The following is a 15,711-nucleotide window of genomic DNA, read 5'->3' as shown; positions in this document are numbered from 1 at the left end:
TCAAATTAAGAAATATTAAATAAAGAATCATCAGTTAAAAAAATTTTATTAATTCCCTCCTTTTTATTTAAAGATTTGAATCGAACATATTCTTCATTAATTGATTCATTTTTAGGAATATTTAGCCATCCCTTTTCCCAATTACCACTATTCAATAAGTCTTTGAAAGTAATTTTCAAATTAATGTCGCAATCAACGACGGAAACCATTAAATAAAAATTTTTTCCTTTCTCTTTAGTCTTATTTACTAAAACAAAATGTCTTAAACCATTTATGGGTTTGTTGGAAGTCCAGAAATTTGTCATTAGTTATTTTATTTTTTTCTTAGAATTTCCTTTAGATATTTTTGTATATTCTTTTCTGATTTCGTCTAATAAAAGTTTTCGTTTATCCAAATAGACAATAGATTCTTGTTTTGATAAGTTATATCTTTCGTTTTTAGTTAAATTCATCCAATTATTTAGATTCTTCTTATTAAGGGTTTTTAACTTTTTAGCTTTAAAAAATTTTTTCCTCTTAGATTTAAGAAAATTTCTCAAAAAATAGACAATTAGTATAAAAATAAGAATTATCGTTAACTTGAAGAGCATCATCACTTTATAATCAAGTTTTTATTTATCCACTTCTCCAATTTAATATCATTCTCAAAAGATATAACCTCTTCTTTATTTCCAAAACTTGCTTTATCAAACAGCCTTATAATAAATTCTTTATTGGCTGCCTCATCATCACCAATAACAATAATACTTTTGGATTTTAGTTTATTTGCCTTTTTAAATTGCTTAGAGAAAGAGGCTCCACTCAAATCCAATTCAACTAATAAATCATAATTTCTTAATTTTCTAGATAAATCCATGGCTAATGATTCAGCAATTAAGCCTTGATTAATAATATAAATATCAGTATTTTTTGGGACCTCAAGCTCTTTTCCCGCTAGTAAGATTAATCTTTCTAAGCCGATAGCGAATCCAATTGCCGGTGTGTTTGGCCCTCCCATTTGCTTTATTAAATCGTCATATCTGCCTCCTCCGCAAACTGTTGCTTGGGAGCCTAGGGCTCCACTAGTAATTTCAAAAGCTGTATGAGTGTAATAATCCAATCCTCTCACTAGATTAAAGTTTTCCACGAAAGGTATTTTTAAAATCTCTAATTGTTTTTTCAAGTCTGAATATCTTTCATGACTTTTTTTAGACAAGAAATCAAATAACCTTGGTGCATTTTTAAGGACTTTTTTGGTTTGATTATTCTTAGAGTCTAAAATCCTTAAGGGGTTTTTATTAATTCTATTCTGAGAATCTAAATCTAAAGAGTTTTTATTTATTTCTAGCCACTTTAAAAAAGATTCTTGAAAATTCAATCTATCATTATGATCACCCAACGTATTTATTTCAAGATTAAGTTCTTTTATTCCTAATTTTCCTAAGACATCCCAAGCTAAAGCAATGATTTCAACATCACTTCTTACTGATTCGTATCCTATAAACTCAACACCTAACTGATGAAACTGTCTTTGCCTGCCTGCTTGAGGTCTTTCATATCTAAACATGGGGCCCATGTACCAAAGTTTTTGCAGAGGATTAGAGGACAATCCATTTTGTATTAAGGCTCGTGCGACGGAGGCCGTTCCTTCAGGCCTAAGAGTGCAAGATCTCTCCCCTCTATCCAGAAATGTGTACATTTCCTTACTGACAACATCTGTTCCTTCACCAATTCCTCTTATAAATAATTCAGTCATTTCCAATATTGGTGTTCTTATTTCTTTAATAGATGCTCTTGAAAGCTGCTCCATTAAAATTTTCTCAACATTTTGCCACTTTGTTAATTGATCAGGCAATAGGTCTACCGTTCCTCTAAGATTTTTTAAGTTATTCAAAGTTCTAGGAAATAATTCAAAATTTTTAATTTAATATTGAAATTAAATTTTAATTGTTTGTTCTGTGAGACAATTTTAATTTAACATTTAGCAAAAACCATTGGAAATAAATAACAATAAAGAGAGTCAGCATTGTGGTAGTAAACCAAAAAAAATTGCTTTTGGAATAGCACCTCTTGGTATCGTTTCAATAGGAATAGTTCCTATGGGAGTTATAAGTATTGGAGTAGTTCCAATGGGTGTATTTTCTTTTGGTGCAGTCGCAATGGGAATAGTCAATTTATCAGTGGTTGGGATGGGAATTATCTCTGCAGGGATTACTACCATGGGAGTATGGGAGTATTCACCTAATTCTCAAAACCATGATCATAATCATTCAAAACAAATTTCAAATTCAAACAAGAAAAACATGATCTCAGATCTATTTAGCACAAAAGAAGAAGCTGAAAAGGCCGCCTCAAAATATGGATGTATTGGAGCACATAAAATGGGTAAAAAATGGATGCCCTGTAAAATGCACTAAATATTATCTTAAGTCAAAAATTCATTAAATATTAATTTAAAATCTCTACTCTAAAATCAAGATTTCTTGCTTCATCAGAAGTTAATTTCCTTGACCAAGCTCCATGCACAGGACTATTCCATCTAAATCCAGCATTTTTAGCTAAAGACCTCTCTTCATAACTAACCAATGCCTTGTATAAAAACCTCGGTTCAGTAGCTTTAAGTAAAAGTTCATCTAAATTATCGCATTTCTTGAAAACCTCAGATATGTAAAAGCAATCAGACAAAGCTCTATGTAAATTCCAAACTGGAATTGAGAAAGACAAAGCTAGATCAGTTACTGAAGGTCTGGTTTTTAGTGATTTTTGAAAAGACCAATTAATATCCTCTAAACTGCATATCCATTTTTTATTAAGTTTAGGCAATCTTCCTTTCCCAAACCATTTCTTATCAAACTCTACATTGTGCGCGACAATGAAATCTGAGCAATCAACAAGTTTTAAAAAGAAATTCAATCCATCTTCCCATGGTTGAGAGATATTAGTTACTTCTGCAGGTATACCATTTACATATTCGGCTTCATTATTTTTAACAGGGAATAAAAATGAGACCTGTGAAAGTACACATTTAAAAGATACGTCAAACAAAATACAACCTATCTCTATCACTTCATCTTTATTTTCATCTAAACCTGATGTTTCTGTATCAAGTATTAAAATTTTTTCTATTTTTTTATTTTGATTAGTAACACTTTTTTCAGTGGGGTTACCATTAATTTGATCTTGAAGAAAATCCAATTGATTTAATTCTTTTTTGTTAAATAGTTCCAATTAGATGAAAACACTTTCATTTATCTTGACGCATTTAAAAAGAATTTCTTTTAAATTAATATTAATTAAACAAATTCATTAGAAAATATTTTTTGAAATCTTCTTTTATTTAAAAATAAATTTATAAAAATGACTTTTACTAAATATCAATTTAACAATTTTTGTTATTGGCCTTCAAATCCTAAGAAAATTGTGGAATTTATAGGTGGAAGTTACCTTGCGTCTAAACCAGATTTAACATATAGAAGATTCATAGAGAGCTTAATAAATAAAAATTATGCAGTACATGCATACAAGTACACTCCACAGTTTGATCACCAACAACTAGCTATTAAAGCATGGAAGGATTTTAAGAATTGCCGAATATCCTTATCTAAAAGAATAATGGCATCAATTCCTTCAATAAGAATAGGTCATAGTCTGGGCTGTAAACTTCATTTAATTTCTCCTGATGGTGGAAGAAATTGCGAAAAATTCATATCAATTAGTTTCAATAACTTCAGCGCTAACAAATCAATTCCATTACTGAAAGAGATTTCTCAAAAATTAGAATTTAAGAGTGAATTCAGCCCAAGTCCAGAAAAAACTTTACGAATAATTGAAAAAACTTATAATCAAAAAAATAACTTCCTAATAAAATTCAACTCAGACGAATTAGATCAAACAGATAAATTATTTTCTTGTCTTAAATCAAGAAAAGAAGACAATTCTAAGGGAATAATGTTAAAAGGAACTCACACTTCTATTGCTAGTGCAGGACTAAGAGAAAATTTTTTGGGAGACTGGGCAGATGATGATTTCAAAAGAAATACTATAAAAAAAATTTCTAGTTTAATTGATGAATCCGATTAGGATGCTTCTTTCAACTTTTCCAAAACAGAACTGTCTTCAAGAGTACTTATATCACCACTAATTTTTTCTCCAGCAGCCAAAGATCTCAAAATTCTCCTCATAATTTTTCCACTTCGTGTTTTCGGTAGAGAGTCAGAAATGATTATTTTTTCGGGCTTCGCAATAATTCCAATTTCATTAACAACATGTTTCTTTAAATCCTCTAGTAATTCTGAAGAACTGTTCACATCTTTCTCTAAAGATACAAAAGCAACTATAACTTCACCTTTGAGATCATCTCTTTTTCCTACAACAGCAGCTTCTGAAACTGATTTATGACTTACCAAGGCAGATTCTATTTCCATCGTTCCTAACCGATGACCAGAAACACTTATAACATCATCAACTCTCCCCATAATCCATATATATCCATCTTTATCAATGCGTGCTCCATCTCCAGCGAAATAAACATTCTTTTCTCCTTTAAAGGAAATATATTCCCAATAACTCTCCAAGTATCTCTCTGAGTTTCCATGAATTGTTCTCATCATCCCTGGCCAAGGCTTCTTAATAATTAAATAACCACCCTCGTTCTCCATTACCTTATCTCCATTCTTATCAACGACTTCAACTTCAATTCCAGGTAATGGGTAAGTAGCTGAACCTGGCTTTGTCGCAACTGCTCCTGGCAAAGGACTTATCATCACACCACCAGTTTCAGTTTGCCACCAAGTATCAACTATCGGACATTTATTTTTACCTATAACATCTTTGTACCACATCCATGCCTCAGGATTAATTGGTTCTCCAACTGTGCCCAAAAGTCTAAGACTCTCTAGATTATATTTATCAGGAATTTCACGCCCAGACTTCATAAATGCTCTTATTGCTGTTGGCGCAGTATAAAAAATCGAGACCTTATATTTCTGAACAATTTCCCAAAAAGCACCTAAATTAGATGGCCTTGGAACTCCTTCAAACATTAAAGTTGTAGCGCCATTAGATAAGGGCCCATAAACTATATAACTATGACCTGTGATCCAACCAACATCTGCAGTACACCAGTAAATATCATCATCTTTTAAATCAAAAATCCATTTGAATGTCATATGGGTCCAAAGATTATATCCACCAGTAGTATGAACAACTCCTTTAGGTTTTCCAGTAGATCCCGAGGTATAAAGAATAAATAACCTATCTTCACTATTCATAATTTCTGGTTCACACCAATCTTTTTGATCTTTCAATAAATCGTGCCACCAATAATCCCTTTTACTTTCCATGGAAATATTTTTTTTAGTTCTTTGAACAACAATTACTTTTTCTACAATTTCATCTGCGCCACCTTCAATTGCTGCGTCGACAGCTTTCTTAAGCTCAATCACCTTATCTTTTCTAAATCCACCATCTGCAGTAATAATAAATTTGGCATTCCCATCAATTAACCTATCTTTTAAAGCTTCTGATGAAAATCCGCCAAAGACTACTGAATGTGGCGCCCCGATTCTTGCACAAGCTAACATCGCAAACATTGCTTCAGGAATCATTGGCATATAGATACATACCAAATCTCCTTTTTTTACTCCAATCGCTTTTAATGCATTAGCAGCTTTGCAAACCTCTTTTAATAGTTCTTCATAAGTATATTGTTTGCTATCTCCGGGCTCACCTTCCCAGATCAATGCAGTTTTCCCTCCAAGTCCCCTTTTAATGTGTCTATCTAAACAATTATAAGTAATATTTAGTTTACCTTCTTTAAACCACTTAAAAAAAGGAGCATTATCACTATCTAATACAGTTTGAAATAGCTCAAACCAATCTAGTTCAGATTTTGCGAAAGACTCCCAAAATTGTATTGGATTATCCAATGCTTGTTTTTTTAGACTAAGTAATTCTTCTTGAGATCTAATATTTGAGTTTTCTGCAAATTCTTTTGAAGGGGGGAAAATTCTTGTTTCTTCAAGTATGTTATTGATTGAATTTTTTTTATCTAGTGACATTAAATAAATATATGCTTAATAAAGCTAGTCGAAAAAATAATGGTTTTCAAAAATATTAATATAAATTTAGCTGGAAAATTTATTTTTAATAAATCTAGAAGATACGGCTGAGAACAAATTCAGGAAGAGCCACTAACGCCCTTTTATACTCTGAATCAGGAAGCCAAACTATGGCTTCTTTAGAAAGCATTGCAAAATCCTCAGCTAGTTTTCTGGAACTGTCTATGGCTTTAGAATTCATAATAATACTAAGAGCATTATCCAAATCATCTTTTTCAACAAGTTCTCTGTTTATAAGAACAGACAATTTCTTATTTTCCTCTAAGGCATATAAAACTGGTGCAGTAAGGTAACCACTCGCGAGATCACTTACAGCAGGTTTTCCAAGTTGTTTATCGTTTCCAGTAAAGTCAAGTATGTCATCTACAACTTGGAAAGCCAAACCAATATTTTTACCAAAATCATATAACGAGGTTAATTCTTCATTTTTAAGATCACTCAAAACCCCAGCCGCTTTACAACTATTTGCTATTAATGATGCCGTTTTACAGTAGCTTTTATTAATGTATTTTGTAAAAGATTGAGCAGAATCAAATCTATTTAAATTTTGTTTAATTTCACCTTCAGCTAAATCCATTATTACTCTACTTAGTAATTTAACTACATTTACATTATCCAGATTCGCCAAGTGCCAACTTGATTGAGCGAATAAAAAGTCACCTGCCAAAACAGCAACTCTAGTATTAAATCTACTGTGTACTGTATCTACACCCCTTCTTGTGGATGCCTCATCAACAACATCATCGTGAACTAATGATGCTGTATGAATCATTTCAGTAATTTCAGCAAGCCTTTTATGTTTGTCGGTAAGACTGAATCCAGGGGATATTGCTTTTGAAATTAATAAAACAATACCTGGTCTAAGCCTTTTCCCCCCAGCACTAAAAAGATGTTCTGCTGCAGCTTGAAGAATTGGATGACCTGCTCCTATTAGATTTTTCAGTTCAAGAATAAGATCATCAAGATCATTTTCAACTGGTTGTAGTAGTTCTGTTACTGTGTTCATGATAGGCCTCTTATATATATTAAAGAATCAAACATTGCTTCGGAGGTTAACCAACGTAATTTCTTTATTAATTTCAAGCCAAAATTTTACTTTTTTGGCAAATTTATCTTTTTCTGAAGTAACAAAGAATCTTACATTTTTGTTAGAAAGACTATCATAGTGGTCAGTTTTTGGAATTTCAAAAGATTCATTAAATTTTTTTATCAATGCTTCAGATGGATCAATAATTTTTATATTTGAGTTTACTTTTTTTCTTAAAAAATTATAAATCAAAGGATAATGACTACATCCAAGTATTAATTCTTCAATATTCCTATTTAATAGTGGTCTTATATACAAATCCGAAAGATAATTTAACTTATTAAAATTCAGCTTTTCTTTTTCAATTTCTGATACAAATTCTGGACATTCTTGTTGAAATATTTTCAAATTCTCTTTTTTAGAACTAATAGCTTTTTTATAATATGATGATTTAACCGTTGTTTGTGTTGCCAAGACACCAATTATTTGTTTATTAACTATTTCTGATACTGAGTTTATAAGGTCAAAACAAGGGATCCTTAAGCTATTTTCTAAAATATCAAGTGCACAGGCATTTGTAGTGTTACAAGCTATTAAAAGTGCATCTAAATTCTTATCTTTAAAAAAAGTGCAAATATCTTTTGCAATAATTCTTATTTCTTTAAAATTTTTATTTCCAAAAGGGATTCTTTTTGTATCAGCCAAATAAAAAACCTCGACATCATTACGTGTTTTTAGTAAAGAATTAAGGATAGTGAAACCGCCTATACCACTATCAAATATACCTATTTTAAGTTTCACCCTAATTTAGAAAAATATTCAAGGATACCTTTTGCAATTGCATAAGCTATTCTTTTACGATGCACAGTTTTTTGTAATCTTCTTGCATCTAATCTTCCTGTTAAAAATCCAATCTCCACAAGAACTGCAGGCATCCTAGTATTTTTAATTACGTAAAATCTACCTTGTTTAACTCCTCGATCAGGACTCCCAGGGGAAACTCTTAGAATTTGTTTTTGAATTTTTTTAGCGAGTAATCTACCTCTCCACCCTCTAAAGTAAAAAGTTTCTAACCCATTAATATCCCTTCTTTTCCCTCTTGAGGCATTTGCATGAATACTTACAAAAATATCCGCATCCGTATTATTGGCAAAGGAAACTCTAGGAGGTAAATCCAAATCCACTTCATTTCTTCTAGTTAACCTTACATTGACACCTTTATCGGACAGTAACTCTTTAACTATTTTAGAAACCTCCAGTACAACATCTGTTTCCCTTATCCCACCAATCCCTATTGCACCTGGATCAGGTCCTCCATGCCCTGGATCGATAACAACCAAAAATTTATTTTGTTTTACGTTTGGCAATTGCAAGTATTCATGAACCCTTTTCTTTACATAACTTGAGTTTTTGTTTGATTTGATATTTCCTATTCTCTTCACAACTAAACCTTCACCAATCTTCTTAAATGGATATTTTGGGGTAAATAGTTTAATTCTCCACCTGTTTTGATCTAAGCCAACCATTCGCCAAGTCAAAGGTTTCAGATAAGTTTCTTCATTAAATTCAATTACTAATCTTGTTTTACCATTATTTGGTTTACCTAATCTAATTTCTTTTATTGGGCCATTACCTTTTATTATTCTGGGATTTTTTAATTCTCCTGGGAAATCCACCCAGAATCTATCGCCAGATATTTGGTTAGCCTTCTGAAAGTATGCTTTTAAATTTGTATTTGATTTAGTTCTTAATTCTAAAACCCCATTAGTTTTTATCGCCCATGCCGCAAGAGCACTTGAAGATTTAACTGGGAGGATTGCAGAATTTAAAAATAAAAAAACGGATAAACAACGAAAAAGTTTATTATCCAAAAACTTTATCATTAATTTGAAAATAATTTGTTTTTTCTATGTTTAAGGCTTGGCATCTGCTCCCTAATTTTCTTAACTCTTTCTTTATCAGCAGGAGCTATTGCAGCTCCCTGAGTTTTTCCAGCATCAGACAAAACTGTGCCCCATGGGTCAATTACCATTGCATGGCCATGACTTTGCCTTCTCCCATAATGAATCCCCGTTTGAGCGGGAGCAACTACATATGCTGTATTCTCAATTGCTCTAGCTTGTAATAGGATTTGCCAATGATCTTTTCCAGTAAATGCTGTAAAAGCTGCGGGGATCATAATTAGCTCTGCACCATTCGAAGACAAATATCTATAAAGTTCAGGAAATCTAACGTCATAACAAATCGATAACCCTATTTTGCATAAACCTGGAACATCTACAACAGGTGGATACTCCTCACCAGATAAAATAGTAGCTGATTCCTTATATAAATTTCCATCTGGCAAATCAACATCAAATAAATGAATCTTGTCGTATTTTGCCAAAATTTGTCCATCCTTCCCAAACAGTGCTGACCTATTAAAAGTATGACTGTCATCACCAGCAGGAACGGGATACCCTCCCCCCAAAAGAAATACTTGATATCTTTGTGACATAGTTTTGAGAAAATTTGCACACTTCACTGACAATTCAGAAGCTAATCTAAGTTTTTCATCATCTCCTCCTAAAAAAGCAAAATTCTCAGGCAATCCTATTAACTCAGCTCCCCTTCTAGCAGCTAATTCAATCTGTTCTTCTGCTTCAACAAAATTTGCTTCAACATTTGAAGTACTCGTAATTTGCAATGCAGCTACCAAAAAATCAGTCAAGACTTTACTCCTATTGAACCAATTCGTAAATTATTAGGCACGAATCACACCTCTTTCAACTTGAGCCGGAACAATATCTAAGCAATCAAGTTCAGAGCAACATTTAAAATCATCCTCATAATCTCCAAGACTTGTCAATCTTTTGCCATGGGTTGCTGTTTTTAAACATTTCAAAATGTCATTTTTCCAAAAATTCCAGAGTGACAAAGCAGCCTGTAATTCGTCATTCAAAATATTAATTTCAAAATCACAGTTCTTTTCCAAGTATGAGGCCAAAGCACCAGCAGCTAAAGAATCCTCAAGTGAATATGAGCCTTCCCACCCACTACCAAGGATTAAAACATTTTCACTTTTTAATGAAATGATTTTTTCGGCAACGGCTTTCCTATTTGGCAGTGCCATAGCAAATAAATGCTTTGCATGTTGAACTTTTTGCAATGATTTAGTCCCATTTGTTGTACTCATAAATAGTCTTTTACCATTAACAACTTTTTTTGTAACAGATAAAGGAGAATTCCCTAAATCAAAGCCCTCAAGCTTCTTCCCGCCTCTCTCTCCAAGCATTAGTCTCTCATCAGCTTGCCAATTCATTGCAGATTCTTTCAATAAATCTAAATCTGCAAAAACTTGAATTGAGTCAGCTCCATTTTTTAAAGCCCAAGAAATTGTGGTTGTAGCTCTCAAAACATCAATAACCACTGCAATATCGGGATTTATTTCTGGGACATCCTTTGCAACGTGATAATAAGTAAGATTAATGATCAAATCCTTTTCTAATTTTTATTATAGAAAACAGTTACTTAATTTGATTATTTTTTTTTAAAAACAAATTTATTGATAATATATATCTAATTTGTATTTATAAAAATTTTATCAAGTATTAATTTGAAAATGAATAATTTCCGCACAATAAAAGGTGGAGGTGATTTAAAAGGAGAAATAAAAGTACCTGGAGATAAATCTATATCTCATAGAGCTTTAATAATAGGAAGTATTGCTAAGGGTGAAACAACTATTGAAGGGTTTTTACATTCTGAAGATCCACTTTCAACTGCTGATTGTCTAAGAAAATTAGGTGTAAATATACCAGAGATAAAAGAAGATGAGCCTTTTACGATTTCGGGCTTGGGTCTTGATGGAATAAAAGAGCCTAAAGAAATTCTTAATTGTGGTAATTCGGGAACCACTATGAGATTATTAATGGGGTTACTAGCCGGTCAAGAAGGTAGGAACTTTATCTTAACAGGTGACACTTCTCTTAATGAGAGGCCAATGGGTAGAGTGGGCAAACCATTATCTTTAATGGGTGGCAAAATTTTTGGGAGAGAAAGAGGGAACAAAGCCCCAATCTCAATTCATGGGAATAAACTTAAAGGATGTGTTGTTGGAACGCCTGTAGCGAGTGCTCAAGTGAAATCAGCAATACTATTGGCAGGCCTCAAAGCTTCTGGGACCACTTCTGTTATTGAGCCAGCATCTTCAAGAGATCATACCGAAAGAATGTTAAAAGCATTTGGAGCAGACATAAGTATAAGAGGAGAATTAGGAAGGAATATAGTTATAAAGTCAGGGAGCAACTTAATTGGTCAGAGAATCTTAATCCCTGGAGACATAAGCTCTGCTTCCTTTTGGATGATTGCTGCATCTATTGTTCCAAATTCGGAGGTTTTAATTAAAAATGTTGGATTAAATCCTACTAGAACAGGGATATTAAATGTAATGGATTCAATGGGGTGCACTTATGAGATTTTAGATAAATCGATTATTGCAGGAGAACCTATTGGATCTATTAAAGTAAAGACTGCAAATAATTTAAGATCATTCACTATTGAAGGAGATATTCTCCCAAAACTTATAGATGAAATTCCCATCCTTACTGTAGCAGCCTGTTTTTGTAATGGGGTTTCTGAAATTAAGGATGCAAAAGAATTAAGAGTTAAGGAAACAGATCGATTAAAAGTCATGGCAAGACAATTGCACAAATTCGGTGCTGAAATAACAGAAAAAGAGGATGGGTTAATAATTAATGGTCAATCAAAATTTCATTCTGCAGAGGTAGACAGTGAGACGGATCATCGAGTAGCAATGAGTCTTGCTATTGCTTCACTTCTCGCCAAAGGTACCTCAAAAATAATGAGAGCAGATGCAGCTAGCGTCTCTTATCCCAGTTTTTGGGAAGACCTTGCCAAACTAACTAACTAACTAACTTAAAAAGTTTTTGTCTGAATTCATTGAAGTTTTAACAAAAGATGGGAGTTATTCCTTAAGAAGTGTCTTTTATCAAGAGAATTTCCATAGCTTATTGGGAGCATTGGAGGAAACAAAATTAAAGTTTACAGCGCCTTCTAATTTGCAAAGATTTAAGGGCAAATCTCTTAATGTTTTGGATATATGTTTTGGTTTAGGATACAATTCCGCTTCTTTATTAAATGAATTAATTAAACAAAAAACATATTTAAATTTATATGCTTTGGAGATTAATAAAAAGCCTCTTGAATATTCGCTTAGAAATAAATCTTTCTTGGAATTATGGGCTCCAAAAGTCAAGAAAATATTTGAATCATTGTATCGCAAAGATTACTTTGAGAATCAATTTTTTAAATGTAGTCTTTTGTGGGGTGATGCTAGAGAAAAAATCAACATTATTCCTTCAGCTATTAAATTCGATCTGATTTATTTAGATGGTTTTTCTCCTCAAAAATGCCCACAAGTATGGACAATTGAATTTTTATCTAAAGTCACAGAAAAGCTTAATTCTGAGGGTTATTTAATAACTTATTCTTCTTCAGCGGCAGTAAGAAAGACATTAAGAAATCTTGGATTAGAGATTTTTACTATTAAACCAAGTTTTAATAAAGGAACTTTATGGAGTCAGGGAACTGTCGCAATATCAAAATTTGATAAGAATAAATTGAAACCCAATTTCAATTTTGAAAAGTTATCTGTAATGGAAGAGGAACATCTCTTAACTAAAGCTAGCATTCCATATAGAGATCAAGATTTAAACTCAAGTAAAGACGATATAATTAAAAAAAGATTAGATGAGCAATTATTCTCAGATCTAGTATCTACAAATAAATGGAGAAAGAAGTGGGGAATGACGAAGTCATCCTTTAAGAGTTAGATTTAAATAAATATTTCAGAAAAACATGTTAAGTGTTGCGATATTGGCGGCAGGCAAGGGTACCAGGATGAAAAGCTCATTGCCAAAGGTTTTACATAAAATCTCTGACAAAAGTCTGTTGCAGAGAGTAATTGATTCATGTGCTGAATTAAAACCTGATCAAATTTTCGTAATTACTGGACACAAATCAAAAGAGGTGCAAAAGTCAATCCCAAACGATAAAAAAATCCATTTTGTTATTCAAGATCCTCAATTAGGAACCGGTCATGCTATCCAGGTACTTTGTAGAGAAGTAAAAAAACATCAAGGAAAGCTTTTGGTACTGAACGGCGATGTACCTCTCATCAAGCCTAGGACTCTAAAAAAACTTTTATATTTACACGATTCAAAAAATGCTGATGTTTCTTTAATTACTACAAAGAAAAAAAATCCTCATGGGTATGGCAGAGTTTTTTTGAAGGGGGATTTAATAGAGAGAATTGTTGAAGAAAAAGATTGCAATGATCAAGAAAGAGAAAATCTATTAATAAATGCAGGTGTTTACTGTTTTAACTGGGATAATTTGTCAAAAATAATTAATACCTTGCAAAGCAATAATAATCAAAAAGAAATTTACTTAACAGATACAGTATCTTTGATAAAGAATTCCTTAAGCTTAGAGGTAGAGGATAATGGAGAGCTTGAAGGAATTAATAACAGAATTCAACTATCAAAGTGCGAGGAAAATATTCAGAATTCAATTAAAGAAAAGCATATGCTTAATGGTGTAACTTTTATAAATAAAGCAAGTTGTTCAATTAGTGAAGAAGCCGAAATTGGTAAGGATGTGATTATAGAGGCTAATACACATATAAGAGGAAGTACCAAAATAAATAGTAATTCCATCATAGGACCAAATACTTTTATTGAGAATTCTATTGTGGGATTAAATTGTGAGATCTCAAACTCCACTGTTTATGCTTCTCAGATAATGGATCATATAAAAATTGGCCCCTACAGTCATATAAGACCTAACTCCAAAATATCTTCCCATAGCAAAATAGGTAATTTTGTTGAAATCAAAAATAGTCAACTAGAAGAAGATTCTAAAGTAAACCATCTAAGTTATATTGGCGATTCTATTATTGGAAGATCTACAAATATTGGCGCAGGTACTATTACTGCAAATTTTGATGGTCAGAAAAAACATCAAACAAAAATTGGTAAAAATTCCAGTATTGGTGCAAATACAGTTTTTGTTGCGCCAATAACTCTCGGGGAATCAGTAACAACAGGAGCTGGTTCAGTGATCACAAAAGACTCCAAAGATAATTCATTAGCGATCTCAAGAACCAAGCAACTAAATATAGAGAATTGGAAAAGAAAGAAATCTTGATCTAATTAATTAATTCAATAATTTTTTCAAGATGCCAACATCTACTCCCTTTTATAAGGATAGAATCACCTTTTTTTGTAGATTTGTTTATCTCTTGAGGTACATCTTTAATATTATTTAAGACTAAAAATTTTTTCTTATCTTTTAGATAATTAGAGTAAATTTTTTCTTTTTTTTTATCGCAAATAAATAAACATTTTTCTATATCTGAATTATTTATTAAGTTGAATATTTCTTTATGATATTTTTCAGATTCTTCTCCCAATTCTTGCATACTTCCAAATATGAAAAATTGATTTCTGGGTTTTTCAAGCAGGTTTTTAATACATGCTTTTACTGACTCTGGCGAGGCATTATATGATTCATCATATATTGTTGTTTTAACTGATTTAAGGATTTTATTCCTTCCGCCTAAACTTGCAAAATTAAACTTATTAAAACTTGAAAACTGAATTCCTAGCTCTTTAGCAACTGCATAAGCATATAGGAAATTTGAAGCATTGTGAAATCCCTCAAATAAAATCTCAAATGTATTTTCTTCAATTAAAATTGTTTTATTCGCAGGATTATAAAATCCTCGCAAATTATCATCTTTCTTAAAACTCTCCTTTTGATTTTCTATATTTAATAGTTCTACTTTTATTACTCTACCTTTCCAGAATTCTTTTAAAGTTTCCTCTAGGAATGAATCATTTGATGGAATTATTACAACTCCTTTGGGATTTAAGAACTTACTAATTTCACACTTTGCATAAGTAATATTCTTTTTCGAGCCTAACAATCCAATATGAGCTGTCCCAATGTTAGTAATAACAGCAATATCGGGTTCACTATATTTAGATAAATTCTCGATCTGTCCAAGACCTCTCATTCCCATCTCAATAACTAAAACTTTATCTTCAATATCTGTAGCAAGAATAGTAAGACCAACTCCAATCTCATTATTGAAATTTGCATGGGATAGTTTAATTCTTCCAAGTTTCTTTAAAACTTCACCAATCATTTCTTTTGTTGTTGTTTTACCCACTGAACCAGTTATTGCAACCATAGGGATATTTAATTTTTTTCTTTTTAGTAATGCTAATTTCTGAAATGCATTTAATGTGTCATTCACAACCCAACAAGGGAAATTTCTAGGAAGTAATTTCTGCATCCCTTTTTTTATTACTACTGATTTAACTCCTTTATTTAAAACCTCTGGAAGAAAACTATGTCCGTCAAAATTTTTACCCTTTATAGCTATAAAAAGATCATTTTTTAATAAAGTCCTACTATCAATACTTATATTTTTAAAATTTAAAAGATCCTTTTTACCCTCGCTCAGATTTTTAATATCCCCCAAAACATTATTTAATTCTGATAAAGAGAATTCCATTA

The 15,711-nt window shown here is 31.9% G+C and carries 15 protein-coding genes; 5 read left to right on the top strand and 10 right to left on the bottom strand.

All coding sequences use genetic code 11. The features are described 5' to 3' along the window. Positions 1-5 precede the first annotated feature (5 nt). Together HA146_RS03215 and hisS are read right to left on the bottom strand one after the other, a co-directional pair. Positions 6-305 (bottom strand): TIGR02450 family Trp-rich protein, encoded by a 300-nt coding sequence (locus HA146_RS03215; protein WP_209108126.1) that lies wholly within the window; start codon positions 303-305, stop codon positions 6-8. Positions 306-592: 287 nt separating this feature from the next. Continuing rightward, entirely contained in the window at positions 593-1,873 is a 1,281-nt protein-coding gene (hisS, locus tag HA146_RS03210) for a histidine--tRNA ligase (RefSeq protein WP_209108125.1), read from the bottom strand. A gap of 100 nt (positions 1,874-1,973) precedes the next feature. Here hisS and HA146_RS03205 point away from each other — a divergent pair, with 100 nt between their 5' ends. Continuing rightward, a complete protein-coding gene (locus HA146_RS03205) occupies positions 1,974-2,396 on the top strand; it encodes a hypothetical protein (protein ID WP_209108124.1) in 423 nt (140 codons plus the stop codon). A gap of 31 nt (positions 2,397-2,427) precedes the next feature. Here HA146_RS03205 and HA146_RS03200 read toward each other — a convergent pair whose 3' ends face one another. Further along, entirely contained in the window at positions 2,428-3,207 is a 780-nt protein-coding gene (locus HA146_RS03200; protein WP_209108123.1) for a 3'-5' exonuclease, read from the bottom strand. A gap of 129 nt (positions 3,208-3,336) precedes the next feature. On the opposite strand from HA146_RS03200, the gene HA146_RS03195 reads away from it, so the two are divergent. Next, a complete protein-coding gene (locus tag HA146_RS03195; protein WP_209108122.1) occupies positions 3,337-4,059 on the top strand; it encodes a DUF1350 family protein in 723 nt (240 codons plus the stop codon). On the opposite strand, the gene acs is transcribed toward HA146_RS03195, so the two are convergent. The 6 genes from acs to HA146_RS03165 all read right to left on the bottom strand — a co-directional run bounded on the left by acs (position 4,056) and on the right by HA146_RS03165 (position 10,594). Then, positions 4,056-6,038 carry an acetate--CoA ligase gene (gene acs, locus HA146_RS03190; RefSeq protein WP_209108121.1) on the bottom strand — a complete coding sequence of 661 codons (1,983 nt, stop codon included), beginning with the start codon at positions 6,036-6,038 and terminating at the stop codon, positions 4,056-4,058. The genes HA146_RS03195 and acs overlap by 4 nt on opposite strands. 94 nt (positions 6,039-6,132) lie before the next feature. Beyond that, a complete protein-coding gene (gene sds, locus HA146_RS03185) occupies positions 6,133-7,104 on the bottom strand; it encodes a solanesyl diphosphate synthase (protein ID WP_209108120.1) in 972 nt (323 codons plus the stop codon). 27 nt (positions 7,105-7,131) lie between these two features. Further along, a complete protein-coding gene (murI, locus tag HA146_RS03180) occupies positions 7,132-7,926 on the bottom strand; it encodes a glutamate racemase (RefSeq protein ID WP_209108119.1) in 795 nt (264 codons plus the stop codon). Beyond that, positions 7,923-9,008, bottom strand: a complete 1,086-nt coding sequence (locus tag HA146_RS03175) for an N-acetylmuramoyl-L-alanine amidase (RefSeq protein WP_209108118.1) — start codon at positions 9,006-9,008, stop codon at positions 7,923-7,925. Before HA146_RS03175 ends, murI begins: the two co-directional genes overlap by 4 nt. Beyond that, positions 9,008-9,835, bottom strand: a complete 828-nt coding sequence (locus tag HA146_RS03170; protein WP_209108117.1) for a carbon-nitrogen hydrolase family protein — start codon at positions 9,833-9,835, stop codon at positions 9,008-9,010. The genes HA146_RS03175 and HA146_RS03170 overlap by 1 nt, the downstream gene beginning before the upstream one ends. Positions 9,836-9,868: 33 nt before the next feature. Beyond that, the gene (locus tag HA146_RS03165) at positions 9,869-10,594 is read right to left on the bottom strand and encodes a 2-phosphosulfolactate phosphatase family protein (RefSeq protein WP_209108474.1); all 726 of its coding nucleotides are present in this window, start codon (positions 10,592-10,594) and stop codon (positions 9,869-9,871) included. A gap of 132 nt (positions 10,595-10,726) precedes the next feature. Between HA146_RS03165 and aroA the strand changes: the two genes are divergently transcribed. From aroA to glmU, 3 genes are read left to right on the top strand one after another with little or no spacing between them, the layout of a single operon-like run. Then, entirely contained in the window at positions 10,727-12,037 is a 1,311-nt protein-coding gene (gene aroA, locus HA146_RS03160; protein WP_374027173.1) for a 3-phosphoshikimate 1-carboxyvinyltransferase, read from the top strand. 16 nt (positions 12,038-12,053) lie between these two features. Next, positions 12,054-12,959 carry a tRNA (5-methylaminomethyl-2-thiouridine)(34)-methyltransferase MnmD gene (locus tag HA146_RS03155; protein ID WP_209108115.1) on the top strand — a complete coding sequence of 302 codons (906 nt, stop codon included), beginning with the start codon at positions 12,054-12,056 and terminating at the stop codon, positions 12,957-12,959. A gap of 25 nt (positions 12,960-12,984) precedes the next feature. Continuing rightward, positions 12,985-14,334: a bifunctional UDP-N-acetylglucosamine diphosphorylase/glucosamine-1-phosphate N-acetyltransferase GlmU gene (gene glmU, locus HA146_RS03150; RefSeq protein WP_209108114.1), complete on the top strand. Its 1,350-nt coding sequence runs from the start codon at positions 12,985-12,987 to the stop codon at positions 14,332-14,334. A gap of 1 nt (position 14,335) precedes the next feature. On the opposite strand, the gene HA146_RS03145 is transcribed toward glmU, so the two are convergent. Then, positions 14,336-15,709, bottom strand: coding sequence for a UDP-N-acetylmuramoyl-tripeptide--D-alanyl-D-alanine ligase (locus tag HA146_RS03145; RefSeq protein WP_209108113.1), 1,374 nt, complete (start codon positions 15,707-15,709; stop codon positions 14,336-14,338). Between the last annotated feature and the right edge of the window lie 2 nt (positions 15,710-15,711).

The sequence above is a fragment of the Prochlorococcus marinus CUG1416 genome, from assembly GCF_017695965.1.
Taxonomy (GTDB): domain Bacteria; phylum Cyanobacteriota; class Cyanobacteriia; order PCC-6307; family Cyanobiaceae; genus Prochlorococcus_A.
This window is presented reverse-complemented; position numbering and strand designations above follow the sequence as displayed.

Coding starts and splice junctions, on each gene's coding strand:
- HA146_RS03215 (WP_209108126.1), bottom strand. CDS start 305: ATGACAAATTTCTGGACTTCCAACAAACCCATAAATGGTTTAAGACAT.
- HA146_RS03195 (WP_209108122.1), top strand. CDS start 3,337: ATGACTTTTACTAAATATCAATTTAACAATTTTTGTTATTGGCCTTCA.
- acs (WP_209108121.1), bottom strand. CDS start 6,038: ATGTCACTAGATAAAAAAAATTCAATCAATAACATACTTGAAGAAACA.
- sds (WP_209108120.1), bottom strand. CDS start 7,104: ATGAACACAGTAACAGAACTACTACAACCAGTTGAAAATGATCTTGAT.
- HA146_RS03175 (WP_209108118.1), bottom strand. CDS start 9,008: ATGATAAAGTTTTTGGATAATAAACTTTTTCGTTGTTTATCCGTTTTT.
- aroA (WP_374027173.1), top strand. CDS start 10,727: ATGAATAATTTCCGCACAATAAAAGGTGGAGGTGATTTAAAAGGAGAA.
- glmU (WP_209108114.1), top strand. CDS start 12,985: ATGTTAAGTGTTGCGATATTGGCGGCAGGCAAGGGTACCAGGATGAAA.
- HA146_RS03145 (WP_209108113.1), bottom strand. CDS start 15,709: ATGGAATTCTCTTTATCAGAATTAAATAATGTTTTGGGGGATATTAAA.